At 69.1% G+C, this 15,459-nt stretch carries 15 protein-coding genes and 1 pseudogene; 8 read left to right on the forward strand and 8 right to left on the reverse strand.

Features of this window, described 5'->3' with window-relative positions:
• Window positions 1-150: 150 nt before the first annotated feature.
• Window positions 151-1,398 carry a Zn-dependent hydrolase gene (locus A3AG_RS0126935; protein WP_018008397.1) on the forward strand — a complete coding sequence of 416 codons (1,248 nt, stop codon included), beginning with the start codon at window positions 151-153 and terminating at the stop codon, window positions 1,396-1,398.
• A gap of 65 nt (window positions 1,399-1,463) precedes the next feature.
• On the opposite strand, the gene A3AG_RS0126940 is transcribed toward A3AG_RS0126935, so the two are convergent.
• From A3AG_RS0126940 to A3AG_RS32075, 3 genes and pseudogenes are all read right to left on the reverse strand, one after another.
• A complete protein-coding gene (locus A3AG_RS0126940) occupies window positions 1,464-2,246 on the reverse strand; it encodes an IclR family transcriptional regulator (protein ID WP_018008398.1) in 783 nt (260 codons plus the stop codon).
• 206 nt (window positions 2,247-2,452) lie between these two features.
• The gene (locus tag A3AG_RS0126945; protein WP_018008399.1) at window positions 2,453-2,794 is read right to left on the reverse strand and encodes a YciI family protein; all 342 of its coding nucleotides are present in this window, start codon (window positions 2,792-2,794) and stop codon (window positions 2,453-2,455) included.
• Between the two features lie 109 nt (window positions 2,795-2,903).
• Window positions 2,904-3,721, reverse strand: a pseudogene (locus A3AG_RS32075) (LysR substrate-binding domain-containing protein); the annotation flags it as partial.
• A gap of 232 nt (window positions 3,722-3,953) precedes the next feature.
• On the opposite strand from A3AG_RS32075, the gene A3AG_RS0126955 reads away from it, so the two are divergent.
• The 3 genes from A3AG_RS0126955 to A3AG_RS0126965 all read left to right on the forward strand — a co-directional run bounded on the left by A3AG_RS0126955 (window position 3,954) and on the right by A3AG_RS0126965 (window position 6,810).
• Window positions 3,954-4,877: an IclR family transcriptional regulator gene (locus A3AG_RS0126955; RefSeq protein WP_035849802.1), complete on the forward strand. Its 924-nt coding sequence runs from the start codon at window positions 3,954-3,956 to the stop codon at window positions 4,875-4,877.
• A 47-nt stretch (window positions 4,878-4,924) separates the two neighbouring features.
• Window positions 4,925-5,737 (forward strand): SDR family oxidoreductase, encoded by an 813-nt coding sequence (locus A3AG_RS0126960; protein WP_018008401.1) that lies wholly within the window; start codon window positions 4,925-4,927, stop codon window positions 5,735-5,737.
• Window positions 5,738-5,832: 95 nt separating this feature from the next.
• Window positions 5,833-6,810, forward strand: coding sequence for a Bug family tripartite tricarboxylate transporter substrate binding protein (locus tag A3AG_RS0126965; RefSeq protein ID WP_018008402.1), 978 nt, complete (start codon window positions 5,833-5,835; stop codon window positions 6,808-6,810).
• A 285-nt stretch (window positions 6,811-7,095) separates the two neighbouring features.
• Here the strand turns inward: A3AG_RS0126965 and A3AG_RS0126970 are convergent, their stop codons facing one another.
• The 3 genes from A3AG_RS0126970 to A3AG_RS0126980 all read right to left on the reverse strand — a co-directional run bounded on the left by A3AG_RS0126970 (window position 7,096) and on the right by A3AG_RS0126980 (window position 12,699).
• On the reverse strand, window positions 7,096-8,487 hold the full coding sequence (locus A3AG_RS0126970) for an MFS transporter (protein ID WP_018008403.1): 1,392 nt from the start codon (window positions 8,485-8,487) through the stop codon (window positions 7,096-7,098).
• Window positions 8,488-8,628: 141 nt separating this feature from the next.
• Window positions 8,629-12,039 (reverse strand): ATP-binding protein, encoded by a 3,411-nt coding sequence (locus A3AG_RS0126975; protein WP_018008404.1) that lies wholly within the window; start codon window positions 12,037-12,039, stop codon window positions 8,629-8,631.
• Between the two features lie 12 nt (window positions 12,040-12,051).
• Window positions 12,052-12,699 carry a response regulator gene (locus tag A3AG_RS0126980; RefSeq protein WP_018008405.1) on the reverse strand — a complete coding sequence of 216 codons (648 nt, stop codon included), beginning with the start codon at window positions 12,697-12,699 and terminating at the stop codon, window positions 12,052-12,054.
• Between the two features lie 397 nt (window positions 12,700-13,096).
• On the opposite strand from A3AG_RS0126980, the gene A3AG_RS33630 reads away from it, so the two are divergent.
• Both A3AG_RS33630 and A3AG_RS0126990 read left to right on the forward strand, forming a co-directional pair.
• Window positions 13,097-13,261: an FmdB family zinc ribbon protein gene (locus tag A3AG_RS33630; protein ID WP_018008406.1), complete on the forward strand. Its 165-nt coding sequence runs from the start codon at window positions 13,097-13,099 to the stop codon at window positions 13,259-13,261.
• 144 nt (window positions 13,262-13,405) lie between these two features.
• Window positions 13,406-13,660, forward strand: coding sequence for a hypothetical protein (locus A3AG_RS0126990; RefSeq protein ID WP_018008407.1), 255 nt, complete (start codon window positions 13,406-13,408; stop codon window positions 13,658-13,660).
• Window positions 13,661-13,678: 18 nt separating this feature from the next.
• On the opposite strand, the gene A3AG_RS0126995 is transcribed toward A3AG_RS0126990, so the two are convergent.
• Complete coding sequence (locus tag A3AG_RS0126995) at window positions 13,679-14,122, reverse strand: BLUF domain-containing protein (protein WP_018008408.1); 444 nt, start codon at window positions 14,120-14,122, stop codon at window positions 13,679-13,681.
• A gap of 52 nt (window positions 14,123-14,174) precedes the next feature.
• Window positions 14,175-14,969: a GTP cyclohydrolase I gene (folE, locus tag A3AG_RS0127000; RefSeq protein WP_026164501.1), complete on the reverse strand. Its 795-nt coding sequence runs from the start codon at window positions 14,967-14,969 to the stop codon at window positions 14,175-14,177.
• A gap of 57 nt (window positions 14,970-15,026) precedes the next feature.
• On the opposite strand from folE, the gene A3AG_RS34125 reads away from it, so the two are divergent.
• Both A3AG_RS34125 and A3AG_RS0127005 read left to right on the forward strand, forming a co-directional pair.
• Window positions 15,027-15,173 (forward strand): hypothetical protein, encoded by a 147-nt coding sequence (locus A3AG_RS34125; protein WP_157625339.1) that lies wholly within the window; start codon window positions 15,027-15,029, stop codon window positions 15,171-15,173.
• Between the two features lie 91 nt (window positions 15,174-15,264).
• Window positions 15,265-15,456 carry a hypothetical protein gene (locus A3AG_RS0127005; protein WP_018008409.1) on the forward strand — a complete coding sequence of 64 codons (192 nt, stop codon included), beginning with the start codon at window positions 15,265-15,267 and terminating at the stop codon, window positions 15,454-15,456.
• The last annotated feature ends 3 nt before the right edge of the window (window positions 15,457-15,459 follow it).

Genomic DNA, 15,459 nt, shown 5'->3' on the forward strand with positions numbered 1-15,459 from the left:
ATCGACGTGGGGTGGTTCACGGGCAAAGCTCCTGGGTTGGGAATGGCTGCGAACGATCTAGCAATTGATATGCCAGCAAGACATGGGCAGGCATTGGTCTGCTTCTTGCTGCGTGGGGCACGACGTTCAACCACCGCAGGCACGACACACATGGATTCGCAGCACCTTCCCCGCATCAATGGCGCCCGCCTCTGGCAGTCCCTCATGGATCTCGGCGCGATCGGCGCCACGGCCAATGGCGGCGTATGCCGCATCGCGTTGACCGACGCGGACCGCAAGGGCCGCGATCTCGTCGTGCAGTGGTTCCGCGAGGCCGGGCTCGAGGTACGTGTCGACGAGATCGGCAACGTGTTCGCACGCCGCCATGGAACCGACCCCGATGCGCCGGCCGTGGCGACGGGCAGCCATATCGACACGCAGCCATCCGGCGGCAAGTTCGATGGCAACTTCGGCGTGCTGGCCGGGCTCGAGGTAATGCGCACGCTCAACGATCTCGGCATCGATACACGCGCGCCGCTCGAAGTCGCGTTCTGGACCAATGAGGAAGGCACGCGTTTCACCCCTGTCATGATGGGATCGGGCGTGTTTGCCGGGGTGTTCGCGGCGGATCATGCGCGCGCCCGGACGGACCGCGACGGCGTACGTGTCGAGGCGGCGCTCGAGGCTATCGGCTATCGCGGTGAACATCCCGCGGGCGAGGTGCCGGGCGGCATGTATGCCGCCTATTTCGAAGCCCACATCGAGCAAGGGCCGGTGCTGGAAGCGGCGGGCCTTCCGATCGGCGTGGTCTCGGGCGCGCTCGGCCAGCAGTGGTATGACGTGACCGTGACCGGCCAGGACGCCCACGCGGGTCCGACACCGCTCGCCCTGCGCCATGATGCGCTGCTCGCATCCGCGCGCATGATCGAGACGGTGAACCGCATCGCGCGCGGGGAAGCGCCGCACGGGCGCGGCACGGTAGGCTATGTGGAGGTCAGGCCCAATTCGCGCAACGTGATCCCGGGGCGGGTCGATTTCACGGTGGACTTCCGCAACCTGTCGCAGGAAGGGCTCGACCGGATGGACGCGGCCATGCGCGGGGCCTTCGCGGACATTGCCGAGGCGGCCGCGGTATCGGTCGACATCCGCCAGGTGGTCAAGTTCGAGCCGTGCCTGTTCGCGGCATCGTGCGTCGACAGTGTCAGACGGGCTGCGGCATCACTGGGCCTTCCCCATATGGACGTGGTAAGCGGGGCAGGGCATGACGCCGTCTATCTTGCGCAGCTTGCGCCAACGGGGATGATCTTCGTGCCGTGCAAGGACGGCATCAGCCACAACGAACTGGAAGACGCGCTGCCAGAGCATATCGAAGCCGGCGCCAACGTGTTGCTTCAGGCGATGCTGGCGCACGCACGCTGAAGGCCGATGCATCGCCCGCGGGCGCCGAGCTTTCTCGCAGACGAGGGGACAAGCCCGCGCGCGGTTCAATGTCCGATGGACCTGGAAATGGCCCAGGCGCATTCCACGACCAGTGGCCCGAGCTTCTTCTGGGCCTCCGCCATGGTCCAACGGCTGGCAGGCGGCGACACATGGACCGCACCGACCGCAACGCCACGGTTGTTCACGATCGGCGCGCCGACGCCCATGTCGCCGAGGAACAGTTCCTCTTCGTTGCAGGCGTAGCCCACGCTCCTGCAAGCCACTACCCGTTCGAAGATCGCTTCGGCATCGGTCAGCGTAGCCGGCGTGCGCCGCACGAGCGCAGAGGCGCCGAGCATCGCCCGCACCTGTTCATCGGGCAGCGTGCTCAGGTAGGCGCGGCCGGAACTCGTACAGTACATCGGAATGCGCATGCCCACGGGCGTCAGCACGGGCACGTGCTTGGCCGTCATCAACTGCGCCACATAGACCATGTCGAGTCCCACGGGCTCGGTGAGATTTGCCGTTTCACCACTGGCATTCGCCAGTTGCGACAGATAGGGGCTGGCAACGGGAATCAGGGCATCCGCCGCCAGGTAGTTGTAGCCGATCTCCATTACCTTCGGCGTCAGGCGGAAGCGGCGTGTCTGCGGATGCTTGTCGACATAGCCTAGCCGCTCCAGGGTATGGACCGTGCGTTGCGCCGAGCTCTTGGTCATGCCAGTCAGCTCCGCCAGCTCGGCCAGCGTCAGGGTGCGGTGAACGGCATTGAAAGCGCGCAGGACTTCCAGGCCTTTTTCGAGCGACTGGTTGAAAAGCGGGTCCGGCCGTTGAGATTCCGTGGACATGGGTCAGCATGAAGCAGCACCATCGGCGTGATCCACTGCACCACGATGGCAAGATATTGCACCAAGATATTTACGAATCGATTATCGATTCAATGCGGATGGCCAATGATACACGGTCCGGATTGCCTGCCCGACCCGGGCCGGCGGCCAGGATGTGGTTGCGCTCGAGCATCGCCACGTTGCGGCTGACGGCTGCGCACAACGTCTCAACTCTCGGGGTCATCCCCAAACTCGCGGAGTTCCTGCGAGCAGCGGCAAGCTTTGGCGATCTTCGCAGCCCACAGGATGGCGGCTTCGCGCGATGGGAGCTGCAGGACACAAAATCCCCCGTCGAACTCCTTCGTCTGGGGATAGGTTTCGTTGGCGACCGTGCCGTCCGGGGCGACCATGAGCGGCGCGACATCCGTATTGATACCACCGCCGAACACGTATACGCCTGCAGCCTTCGCCTCGCGTATGACCTCGCGCGCAGCTTCGCCCACGGCGGCGAGCTCCTCGGCGGGAATTTTCATCGCCGGTGCGGGAAAGGAGATCAGGTATTTCGTCATCGTTCTGTCCTCCGTTGAGGGCGATGATGTTTGCAAGGCCTGACGGGTGGGGCGGTCTGTCACGCGCCCCAGTACGGATGATCGCATGCTCCCGCGAACCGCATGAACTTCACCGCCGCCCACGCCTCCTTGCCAACAAGCCACTAAACTCCCTCCCCAAAAACTCCGCCGCATGCTCCAGCAAATACGCCCGGCAACTCTCCCCTGCCGGCGATAACCGCTTGCTGGCCATATGCGCGACATGCCAGATGCGCTCGATCGGCGTGCCGGTCACGTCCAGCAGCGCGATTTCACTGGTGCGCAGCTCCAGCGCCATTTGGTGTGCAGCGACAGCAGGCTGATGCCCATGCCGGCCATCACCGCCTGCTTGATGGTCTCGTTGCTGCCCTGGGTGATCACCTTGGCCGGCGTGAACAGGTGATCGCGGAACATGTATTCGGCGACGGTGCGGGTGCCTGAGCCGGGTTCGCGCAGCTGGAAGGTTTCGTGCCGCAGTTCCTGCAAATCGAATTGCGCGGCGTCGTGCAGCGGGTGTCGCGGCGAGGCCACCAGCACGTGCGGATGCGCGGCGATGGGTTCCGAGACGGCGTCCAGCTCGCGCGGCGGGCGGCCCATCAGGGCGAGGTCGATGGCGTTGTCCTGCAGCAGCTGCAGCAGGGTTTCGCGATTGCCCTCGGCGATGCGCAGCTCCACGCCTGGGTGCTGCGCGGTAAAGCCGGCCAGCAGCTTGGGCGCAAAGTACTTGGCCGTGCTGATCAGGCCGATCGTGATCGAGCCCCGGTCGACATCCTTGACGGCCTGCAGTCCTTCCTCGGCGTCCTTGACCTCGCCCAGGATGCGCAGCGCATGGTGCAGCAGGCGGTCGCCCGGTTCGGTCAGCGTCAGTTGCCGGCCGACGCGCTCGAACAGCGCCAGCCCCACCACGGAAAAGCGGGAGAGGGAAGCACCCAAGCAGCAAGCGGTAACGGTAACGCGCCGCAGACCGGTTCATAATCAATCCGTCAAGTGACGAATCTGGCGCGAGAGATGTGACCGGCGCCCGCACCGGGCGGTCGAGGTGGTCCATGAACACGGTTTCTGGGGCACATGCTTTCCTTACATAGCGCCCCCGGCCAGCCGCCTTTGCTGCAATCTAATGGGCCCGTCCCAAGCGCTGCCCATGAAACGCACCACCACCATCCCCACGCCGCCGCCCGATGCCGCGCACAGCCTGGTGCCGGCCGACGTGCCGGCGGGTAATGGTTGTGCGGACGATCGCAATTTCGTCACGGCGCTGGCGCGCGGCATGGAGCTGCTGCGCGCGTTCGGGCCGCAGGACGATTACCTTGGCAACGCGGAGCTGTCGCGGCGCACCGGCATTCCACGGCCGACGGTGTCGCGGCTGACCTATACGCTGGCCACGCTGGGCTACCTGACCTACATCGAAGCGACGGAAAAGTACCGGCTGGGGCAGGGCGCGATGGTGCTGGGGCATCGCTATGTCGGTGGCGCGGGCATCCGCGAGATCGCGCAGCCACTGATGCAGTCGCTGGCGTTCGCGACCGATTGCACGGTGGCGCTGGCGATGCCGGACCGCCACGCGATGGTCTACCTGGAAAGCTGCCAGCCGCGTGGTGCGCTGGTGATCCGGCTGGCGCCGGGGGCGCGGCTGCCGATGGCCACGTCGGCGATCGGGCGGGCGTGGCTGGCGGGCCTGGATGCCGATCATCGCGAGGCCGCGCTGGCGGAGCTGGTGCGCCACTACGGCGCGCGCTGGCCGGCGGTGCGCGCGGGGGTCGAGCGCGCGCTGCGCGACCATGCGCGGCGTGGCTTCTGCGTGGCGCATGCCGAATGGGACCGCACCGTCAGCGGCGCGGCGGCGCCACTGCGGCTGGCGGGCAGCACCGAGGTGCTGGCGCTGAATATCGGCGGCGCCGCGGCGCGGCTGTCGCCGGAAATCCTGGAAGCCAACCTGGGGCCGCGCGTGCGCGAGCTGGCGCAGACCCTGCAGGCGCGGCTGTGGCAGCCGGGCGGCGCGCGCGCGACCGCGCGCTTTGCCTCCGCGCAGCTTGAGCCCGACTGCGGCGGGGGCAAGCCGGCCTGACGCGTCGGACACGGATGCGGCATTCGAATTCAACGAGGAGACAACCGATGGAAGTACGCAACAAGACCGTCGTGGTGACCGGCGCGGCCACCGGCATTGGCCGTGCCCTGGCGCTGGCCTTTGCCCAGGCCGGCGCGCGCGGCGTGGCCGTGGCTGACCTGAACGCGGCCGGCGCCGCCGCGGTGGCGGCCGAGGTCCAGGCCGTCGCGCCCGCCTGCCAGGTGTTTGCCCAGCCTGTCGACGTGGCCGACGCGGCCGCCGTGCAGGGGCTGGCCGACATGGCCACGCAGCGCTTCGGCCAGGTCGATATCTTTTGTTCCAACGCGGGCATCATCCTGCGCAAGGGCCTGGACGCCAGCGCCGGCGACTGGCAGCGCATCTGGGAAATCAACGTGATGGCGCATATCCATGCGGCAAAGGCGGTGCTGCCGCAGATGCTGGAGCGCGGCGACGGCTACTTCGTCAATACGGTGTCGGCGGCGGGCCTGCTGTCGCAGATCGGCTCGGCCCCGTATGCGGTGACCAAGCATGCCGCCATCGGCTTTGCCGAATGGCTGTCGATCACCTACGGCGATCGCGGCATCAAGGTCAGCTGCATCTGCCCGCAGGGCGTGCAGACCAACATGCTGTTCGGCGAGAACGGCGAACGCAAGGGCTTCCTGCAGGAAGGCTCGGTCACCGCCGAGCATGTCGCCGCGGTGACGCTGGAGGGCGTGGCCGACGAGCGCTTCCTGATCTTGCCGCACCCCGAAGTGCTTGAGTACTATCGCCGCAAGGGCCAGGACTATGACCGCTGGCTGCGCGGCATGCGCCGCCTGCATGACAAGGTGATGCAGGAGTTCGGCGGCATCGCGGTGTGAAGCGGCGGGCAGCCTGGCAGGTTCCGGCGGCGGCGTTGCCGCCGCCTTCACTATGCACGCGGCCACGCAGCCGCGTGCAACCGGAGGAGCATCCCATGCGTTTCGGTACCGTAGCCGCGGTGGCAGTGCTTGCCGCATCCTTCCTGTCCGCCCCGGCGACCGCGCAGGCACAGGGCTATCCCGCCAAGCCCATCCGCATCGTGGTGGGTTTCCCCACCGGGGGCGCGCCCGACACGCTGGCGCGCATCGTCTCGGAGAAGATCTCGCCCGCCTGGGGACAGCCCGTGGTGGTCGACAACAAGCCCGGCGCGGGCGGCAACATCGGCGCCGAGGCGGTGGCCCACGCGCCGGCCGACGGCCATACGCTGGCGCTAGGCACCGTCGGCACGCATTCGATCAACGGCGCGCTGTACAGCAAGATGCCGTACGACATGGTCAAGGACTTCGCGCCGGTGATCCTGATCGCCTCGACGCCCAACGTGCTGGTGGTCAATCCCGGCGTGCCGGCGAAGAACGTGGCGGAGCTGATCGCGCTGGCCAAGGCGCGCCCGGGCGGCCTGACCTTCGGCACGCCCGGCATCGGCACCTCGCCGCATGTGGCGGGGGAAATGTTCAATACGATGGCGGGCGTCAAGATCACCCATGTCCCGTACAAGGGCCGCGCCATGGCCATTCCCGACCTGCTCGGGGGCCATATCACCATGATGTTCGACAACCTGCCGTCGGCGCTGCCGGTGGTGCGCGAGGGCAAGCTGCGCGCCCTGGGCATCACCAGCGCGAAGCGCTCGGCCTCGGCGCCGGATATCCCGACGCTGGCCGAGCAGGGCTTGCCGGGCTTCGAGGCGGATTCCTGGTTCGCGGTGTTCGCGCCGGCGAATACGCCGAAGGAGGTGGTGGCAAAACTGAATGCCGAGCTCAACCGCATCTTTACGCTGCCCGAGGTGCAGGCCAAGCTGAAGACGCTGGGCCTGGACCCGGTGCTGGGCACGCCGGAAAAGCTGGCCGCGTATCAGCGCCAGGAAATCGCCAAGTGGGCGAGGGTGGTGAAGGAGTCAGGCGCGAAGGCGGAGTAACGGTATTTACCACCGGCCTTCCAACTGCCGCTTGCGGAAGAGGGGACAATCCGGCAGCCGCATCACTGCTTCGAGCTTTCCAACTCCCGTTCTGTGTACTCCCTCTCCCGCTTGCGGGAGAGGGTTGGGGTGAGGGCGGGAGTCTCCACGAAGTGGCGCGCGTCAGCTTGGCGAGCGCATGCCCTTTCCCCCGGCCCCTCTCCCGCGAGCGGGAGAGTGAGAGCAAGCAAGCGGTCCCGGAGCAGGCCGTGGTGCTGCGGGCCTCATCACCCGCAACCCGGATGATCACGCATCCGGCTCCATCGCCTCCCGCCCCACCGTCTCGCCACTGGCACCACGCAAGCGGCTCAGGCTGATCATCGCCCCCACCGCCGCTACCCCCGCCGCCACGTACAACGCCATCCGCGCCGCGCCCGCCGGCGACAGGCTGAACAGCAGCGCCACCAGTGCGGTGCCGGTGGTCTGTCCCAGCAGCCGCGTGGTCGCCTGCGCGCCGCTGGCGCCGCCGCTGCGTTCCGGCGGCGTGGCGCCGATCATGGCGCGGTTGTTGGGGGACTGGAAGAAGCCGAAGCCGGTGCCGCACATGGCCATGCGCCAGGCGATGTCGAAGCTGCCGGCGTCGGGGCCCAGCGTGGCCAGGCCGACCAGTCCGCCGCCGAGCATGGCCAGGCCGATGCCGGCGAGGATGCTGGCCGGGTAGCGGTCCGACAGCCGGCCCGAGACCGCCGCCATCACCGCCACCATCAGCGGCCACGGCGTGATCAGCAGGCCGGTCTGCTGCAGCGAGCGGCCGAGCTGGTACTCGAGAAAGAACGGCAGCGCGATAAAGGACAGCATCTGCGTCATGAACGAGCAGAACGAAGTCCCCACCGCCAGCGCAAAGGCGCGGCTGGCAAACAGGTCGACCGGCACCAGCGGCGCGGCGCGGCCGCGCTGGCGTCGCACCAGCAGCCAGCCCAGCCCCACCGCGAGCGCCACGCCCGCGCAGCCGGCCAGGCGCCGGCCGGGGTGGCCGAGTCCATCGACGCTCAGGATAAACATGCCGAATACCAGCGCCGACAGCAGCGCGCTGGGGTAGTCGAAACCGCGCGGCTGCGGCGGCGTGTGCGGCAGCGCGGTGCGGCTCAGGGCGAGCGCGGCGATGGCCACCGGCACATTGACCGCAAACAGCCAGGGCCAGCTGGCCACCGCCAGGATCAGCGCGCCCAGCGATGGCCCCACCGCGATGGTCACGCCCACCACCAGCGCATTGAGGCCGATGCCGCGGCCCAGGCGCGTGGGCGGGTAGATAAAGCGCACCAGCGCGGTATTGACGCTCATGATGCCGGCGCCGCCGATGCCCTGCAGCACGCGCGCGGCCACCAGCATCGGCAGGTTGACCGACAGCGCGCACAGCAGCGACCCCACCAGGAAGGTCGCCAGCCCCGCGCGGTAGACCCGCTTGTAGCCCAGGATGTCGCCCAGCGACGACAGCGGCAGCAGGCACACGGTCACCGTCAGCTGGTAGGCGTTGACGACCCAGATGGTGCTGGCGGGATCGGCCTGCAGTTCGCGCGAGATCGACGGCAGCGCGATATTGGCGATCGAGCCGTCGAGCACGGCCATGATCAGGCCGAAAAAGACGGTGAGGATGGCCCAGGTGCGCTGGGGCTGCGGAAGGCCTTGTTCTGGCGGCATGGGGGAGACATTGGAGACAATGCCGCGCCCGGCTCGGGAACGCGCGGCCAGGCGGGGCCACGGCGCGGCGTTGCCATTATGGTCGCGCGTGGCGCTGCTCGCAAATCCGCCAATTGTGGTAATGCGGTGCTGTTCTGATGGTCAGGTGCCCGCCGCGGCGCCCAGCGCGTAGCGTTGCAGCCGCTTGTACAGGGTGTCCGCCGCGTCAGCCATGGCCGGGGCCCAGGCCGGCGCCGCCTCGCACAGTGCCTCCAGTTCCCGGCATTCGCTGACGATGGACTGGCGCCGCACGATCATGAAGGCGCCCGCCGTGGCATGCACCCAGTGACGCAGGGCTGACAGGTCCTGCTGCGCGAGGATGCGGGCCAGCGCCGGCAGGTCTTGCTGCAGCTGCCGGCGCAGCATGTCTTCGTAGCGGCGGCGCGGCGCCTCCGCCGTGGTGGCCGCGTCGCGCGGTGGCGCGCCGGCGCCGGCATCGCTGGCGGCGCGAGGCCGGCCGCGCAGGCCGCGCAGGCAGGCGTTCAGGTCCTGCAGCGAGGCAGGCTTGGCCAGGTAGCCGGAAAAGCCGCGCAGGCGCCGGTCGTGCTCGGGATCGCTGCATGCGACGGCGCTGAAGGCCATGACCGGCAGGTGCGGATACTTCGCCCGCACGGCGTGCAGCAATGCGTGGCCGTCCATTTCCGGCATATGCAGGTCGGTCAGCAGTGCATCGACGCGCGTGCGCTCCAGCACCGCCAGTGCCTGCCTGCCGTTGCCCGTGACGATGGGGTGGCAGCCGATTGCCTGCAGCTGCTCGGCGACCAGCGACTGGTTCAGCGGGTTGTCCTCGGCGACCAGGATGGTCAGGGGCGCCAGCGCGGGCGCGGGCAGCGCCGGCGTGGCGGGGGCAGGCATGGGCCGCGTCGCCGGCTGCGTCGCGCCGGTGGCGGCCGCCACGGCGTCGAGCAGCGCGCGATGACTGAACGCCGAGGCCTCCAGCATGCCGGGGCCGCGCTGTCGCGGGCGATGCGGGCCGTCGGCGGTCAGCCACACCAGCGCCAGCGGCGCGGCCTGGCGCAGCGCAGCCAGCGCCGCCGGCGCAAAGTCTTCGCTCGCGACCACGGCTGCCGGCGCAGTGCGCTGCACGCTTGCCTGCGCCGCGGCGATGGAGGCCACCGCCTCGGTGTGCCAGCCCGCGGTCTTGAGCCACGCTTCGATCGACGCGCCGGTGCGTTCCTCCGGCGACAGCACCAGCACATGGCCGCTGTGCGTCAGGCCGGCCGCCGCGGGCGCGGGCCGCCCTGAATCGCCCGGCGCCAGCGGCACCGACACCGTGAACGCGCTGCCCACCTCCGGCACGCTGTTGACGACGATGCTGCCGCCCATCAGCTCGCACAGCCTGGCACAGATCGACAGCCCGAGTCCGGTGCCGCCATAGCGGCTGGCGGCAGCGGCGTCGCCCTGCACGAACGGCTGGAACACGCGCGCTGCCAGTGCCGGCGCCATGCCGATGCCGGAATCGCTGACGCTGCAGACCAGCCGCTGCATGCCCCGGGCATCGGCCTGCAGTTCGCCGCGCAGCGTGATGCGGCCGCTGGCGGTGAACTTGAAGGCGTTGTTCAGCAGGTTGTTGAAAACCTGTACCAGGCGCGTGCGATCGCCCACGACTTCGGTGGCGAGCGTCGGCGACAGCTGCAGGCAGAAGCGCAGCGGGCGGCCCGCGACCATCGGCGCATACGCCAGTGCCAGGCTCTCCAGCGCCTCGACGGGACGGAATGGCGCATTGACCAGCGCCAGCTGTCCCGCGTCGATCTTGGAGAAGTCCAGCACATCGTTGACGATGCGGCGCAGCGAGCCGGCGGCGGTCTCGAGCGCGCGCAGCCGCGCGGCGTGCGGCTCCATGCCGCCGCTGCGCGCCAGCAGTTCCAAATTGCCCAGCAGCGCGTTCAGCGGCGTGCGAATCTCGTGGCTCATCGCGGCAAAGAAGGTCGAGCGCACCCGCAGCATCGCTTCGGCAGCCTGCTGGGCGGAGCGCAGTTGCTGCTGCAGCGCCTCTTGCGCGGTGCAGTCCAGCACCGCGCAGAACAGTACGGCTTCATCGCGGTAGCGCGCCGGGGCATAGGTGACCTGCAGGAAGCGCGGTGCCGCGTCGGCAGGGCCGGGCGCTGGCGGGGCCGCGACGGTGACGCTGCAGACCGATGCAGGGCCGCCGCCGGCGCCGCCAGGCTGCCGCGCCAGCACTGCGGCCACGGCGGCGGGCAGCGCTTCGTGCGGCCGTGCCGGCAGCAGCGATGCTGCCAGCGGATTGCACGCCAGCACGGCGTAGTCGTGCTGGCGCACGATGCACAGGCCGACCGGCGTGGCACTGACCAGCACCTGGTTCATCAGCTCGCTTTCCAGCGCGCGCCGGGCTTCGGCATGCGAGCGCCGCAGCAGGTGCCGGCTCCAGTACCGCGCCGCGAGCACGATGGCACCGGTGAGCAGCAGCATGGCGGCGCCGATCACCGCCAGCTCGGCCGCCAGCGCCTTGCCCAGCAGCCGGTATGGCAGGTGGTAGACCAGCAGGCCGAAGCCGGGCTGCAACGGCTGCACCAGCACCACGCCCGAGCGCGTCAGGCGCAGCGCGTGGTGCGGCAGGCCGCCGACCCGCGCGGCGATGTCGCGGGCGCTGGCCGAGCTCAGCGAGCCGGCATGCGGCCACACATCGATCAGGCGGTCCGCGTCGTTCAGCAGCGCCAGGCCGGCGTGGTCCTGTGGCGGCGGCAGGCCGGCCAGGAACGCCTGCACCGGCACGCAGGCGGCCACCAGCATGGTGGGGGAGTCGCCGGCATAGGCGGCGCCGGCCAGGACCATGATGGGGCTGTCGTCGACGGGGTCGTGCAGCGGCCCCAGCCAGACGGGCTGGTCGCGCGCCGGCACGGCGCGGCCGGTGCGCTCCAGCAGCGCGCGGGTCAGCTGGGCGCGCAGGCGCGGGATCAGCGCCGCGTCGAGCGCCAGCGGCGCGCGCGCGCCGGCCTCCGGCTGGCGGATCACGACCGCGCTGTCCTCGTCCAGCGAGACCGCGTAGGCGCCATGGTCGAGGTCGAAGGCCTGCTGCGTCGCCACCGCGGCCAGCGCGATTTGCCGCAGCCGCGCGAACTCCGTCGGCAGGCCCGCGCCCCAGGCCCGGCGCGTGGCGTCAGCGGCCAGCAGATGGTAATCCTTGCGCACGGCCTCGACATGGACGCCGGCCGCGCCGGTGCGGCGCAAGGCCTCGACCTCTGGGTCGCGCGACGGGGTCGCGACGGCGGCGCGGAGATGGTAGCGGATGCTGAGCGCGGTGCGGCGCACGAAGGATACTTCGTTATGCAGCCGCTGCGACACCGTGCCGACATAATGCGCGACCTGGCTGCGCCGGTAGTCCAGGTGCTGGTCCGCCGCCAGCCAGGCCAGCAGCGTGCCCGAGCACAGCACGATGGCGAGCAGCGCCGCAATGGTCACCGAATACAGATGCTGCTGCCGGCGGGCGTGGTCGGCAAGCGCGTCGAAGGTGCTGGCCAGGGTATCGCGGGCGCGGTCGGGGTCTTGCTGCATGGCCCGGGGCGATCAGATCAACCCGCTTTCATAGGCGTAGCGGATCAGGCCGGTATTGGTCTGCACGCCCAGCTTGCGCATCGCCACGGTCTTCTGGCTGGAGATGGTGCTGACCGAGCGGCCCAGCTTGGCGGCGATCTCGGTCAGCTGCGCGCCCTGCGCATAGAGCCGGATGACCTCGAGCTCGCGCTGGGTCGGCTCCCGCGCGGGCGTGCCCGGCAGCGCCGCGCGCTGCAGCGCCGCGTGCACCGCGGGCGAGCAGAAGCAGCCCCTGCCGAACGCAGCGTGGGCGCAGGCGCGCACCACTTCCTCGAGCGGATCCTCCTTGCTGACGAAGCCGCGCACGCCCAGCTTCATGGCGCGGCGGACGATGGCGGCATTGGAGCGGGCGCTGAGCACCACCACCCGCGTCGCCGGGTGGCGCCGCGCCAGCCGGCCGAGCAGGTTGAAGCCGTCCAGCGAGGCATCGCCGTGCCCCATGCAGAAATCGGTGATGGCGATATCGGCCGGGTGCCGCGCCAGCGTGCCGAGCAGCTCGGTGCCGTTGCGGCATTCTGCGCTGATGCGCACGCGCGCGCTGCGCTGCAGGCAGTCGCGCAGCGCGGCCACTACCAGCGGGTGGTCGTCGGCCAGGGCAACGCGCAGGACTTGGTCGTTCATGGGCAATCCTCCGGGTGAGACGGCAACCGGTTGGGGCTGGTGTCGCCGTGCGGTGGCGTCATCACAAGACTCGGATTCTGGCCAGATTCCGCCCCTCGCTGAATCGGAATTCGGCTAGTTCACGGATGGTGCCGATGAGCGGATCCGGCCAATGCAATGACACCCCTGGAAGATAAGCGGCAGGCCGTGCCCGTTTGGCCCGGGTTTGCCCGGGATTCCGGCCCTTGTCTTGCGTTACAGCCATTGCGGAAGATCAATGCAGGGCAAAGTGCCGCTGTGGCGACTTCGCCGGCCGCGCGCCGGCGAGGCGGAATTTTGGCGCTTGGCGGCGCGGAGCGCTGTCCTAGAATGAAGCTGACACGCGCCCCGCGGCGTGTGCACCGCGTGGGGGAATGCCATGCCCGTCTATCAATACCGCTGCGAGAAGTGCGGCCATGTGTTCGAAAAAACCGAACATCTCGCGGAACATGCCTCTGCCCATCCACCGTGCCCGAATTGCGGCAGCCAGTCCGTGCAACACGCGCCGGCGCCGTTCGTGGCGGTGACCCAGCGCAAGAGCTGAGTCTCCAACAACAAGATCCCAGCAGGATGCGGACACGCCGCCGGCCGGATGCCGGCGCGTGTCCTGCTTCATGCGTGGCGCCGGCGGTGCCACGCGCGTTCGCGCTGCGCGCAAGCGGCGATCTCAACCTTGACGGAGGATGCCATGGCAACGAGACCGTTCACTGAATTTCCCGCCGACGAGCAGCAGCAGGTCCTGGACGCGTGCAGGCATGTGGGGCTGGCGGCGGAGATGTTCGACATTACCGACGAGCGCGACGGCGATGGCGCGCGGCGCGTCAGCGTGCGCCGCGTCGGCACCGACAAGACCAGCGTCTATGAAGCCGGCCCCGGCACGGCATGGATGGAAGAGTTCGAGAGCGACCTCGAATGCGGCCTGTACGGGCCGATCACGGTCTAGCGGTGTTGCCGGCGCGGCTCAGTGCCTGCCGCGCTCGCCGGTGCGCGACACCACCGACGCGCCGGCGATCAGCTCCTTGAGCAGTGCCAGCGAGGCCGCGCCGCCGGTGCGGTAGGGGTCCAGCTCGGCGCGCGCGGAGAACTTGAGCAGGGTGGCGGTATTGAGCCGCGCCGCGTTGACCTGCCCCATTGCCCAGCCGGCGAAGTCGCGCGTGCAGGTTTCCTCGAAATGCAGCAGGGTCACGTCGTGGTGGCGCGGATCGCGCGCGATCGACTGGAACAGCTGCGAGACCTCTTGCCGGTCGCCTTCCAGCGCCTGCAGGAAGATGCCGTTGCCATGGCACAGCACGCCGGTGATGCCGTGGCGCGGATTGCGTTCCAGGCTGGCGGCCAGGATGGCATCGAGCAGGGCGGCATCGATGGCCTGGCGGGCACGGCTGGCATAGAGCAGTCGGACTAGCATGGTCTTGGCGCTCCGGTAATGGCGCTCCGTGTGGCGGCCGGCGCGCTGGCCGCTAGCCGCGGTTATGGTTCAGCAGCGTGAGGAATTCGCGCCGCAGGCTGTCGTCCTTCAGGAACGAGCCGCGCATCACGCTGTTGGTCATCTTGGCGTCGGTGTCGCGCACGCCGCGCCAGTGCATGCAGAAGTGCTCGGCCTCCATCACGATGGCGAGGCCGTCGGGGCTCATCTTTTCCTGCAGCAGGTCGGCCACCTGCGCCACCGCCTCTTCCTGGATCTGCGGACGGCACATGATCCACTCGGCCAGCCGCGCGTACTTGGACAGACCGATCAGGTTGGAATGCTGGTTCGGCATCACCCCGATCCACAGCTTGCCGATGATGGGGCACAGGTGGTGCGAGCAGGCGCTGCGCACGCGCAGCGGGCCCACGATCATCAGTTCGTTGAGCTGGCCGATGTTGGGGAATTCCGTCACCGGCGGGGGCTTGGCATAGCGGCCGGCGAAGATCTCCTTCAGGTACATCTTGGCCACGCGGCGCGCGGTTTCCTGCGTGTTGTGGTCGTTGTCGACGTCGATCACCAGTGCCCGCAGCACGTCCTGCAGCCGCGCCTGGACCTCGGCCTGAAGCTGCTCCATTTCACCCGGCTCGATATAGCGGGCGATATTGTCGTTGGCGTGGAAGCGCTCCTGCGCGGCCTCGAGCCGCGCGCGGATGCGGGCCGAGACACTGGCGGCATGATGGCCGGCGCTTTCGCCAGCCCTTTCGCCAGCCGCTTTGCCGGCAACTTCGCCGGCAACTTCGCCGGCGTTGCTGTCCTTGGCGCGGTGCGCTGCGTCCTTGCTGTTCATGGATGGGGTCGTGATGGCGTGAATGGCCGCGCAGCGGGTGTGTGCCGGATTCACTATATGGCAGATGCCGTGGCCTCACAACCCGCGCCGTGGCCGGAAAAGGACGTCGCGGTGGGCCGGATACGCCACAACCGCTGCGCTTTCCATGAAGAGTTCGTGACATCGCTCAAGCCCGCAACGCACGGCGCCGACAAGCCCACATAATGTCCGCACAACACCAGGCAGCCCGTTGCAGGCTGCCGGCACCCGGCCGCGGCCAAGCGCGGCCTGACGCTTAGTCGGGATCCACCTCAACATGCCGATCGCCTTTCCGTGCAGCAGCCTGATGTTGCTCCATGTGGTGACAGTGCCGGTGCCGGCCACGCCGGTGGAAACCGGCGTGGCGGAACACCATGCCAGTGCCGTGCGCCACGGCGCGGGCGGGCTGCGCCGGCCATTGTCGCCGGCGCCGCGCAGCCCCGCGGCGCAGCGTCCCGCCAGCGGCTGAGGC

Origin of the sequence: Cupriavidus neocaledonicus, assembly GCF_000372525.1 — a bacterium.
GTDB classification, from domain to species: Bacteria; Pseudomonadota; Gammaproteobacteria; order Burkholderiales; family Burkholderiaceae; genus Cupriavidus; species Cupriavidus neocaledonicus.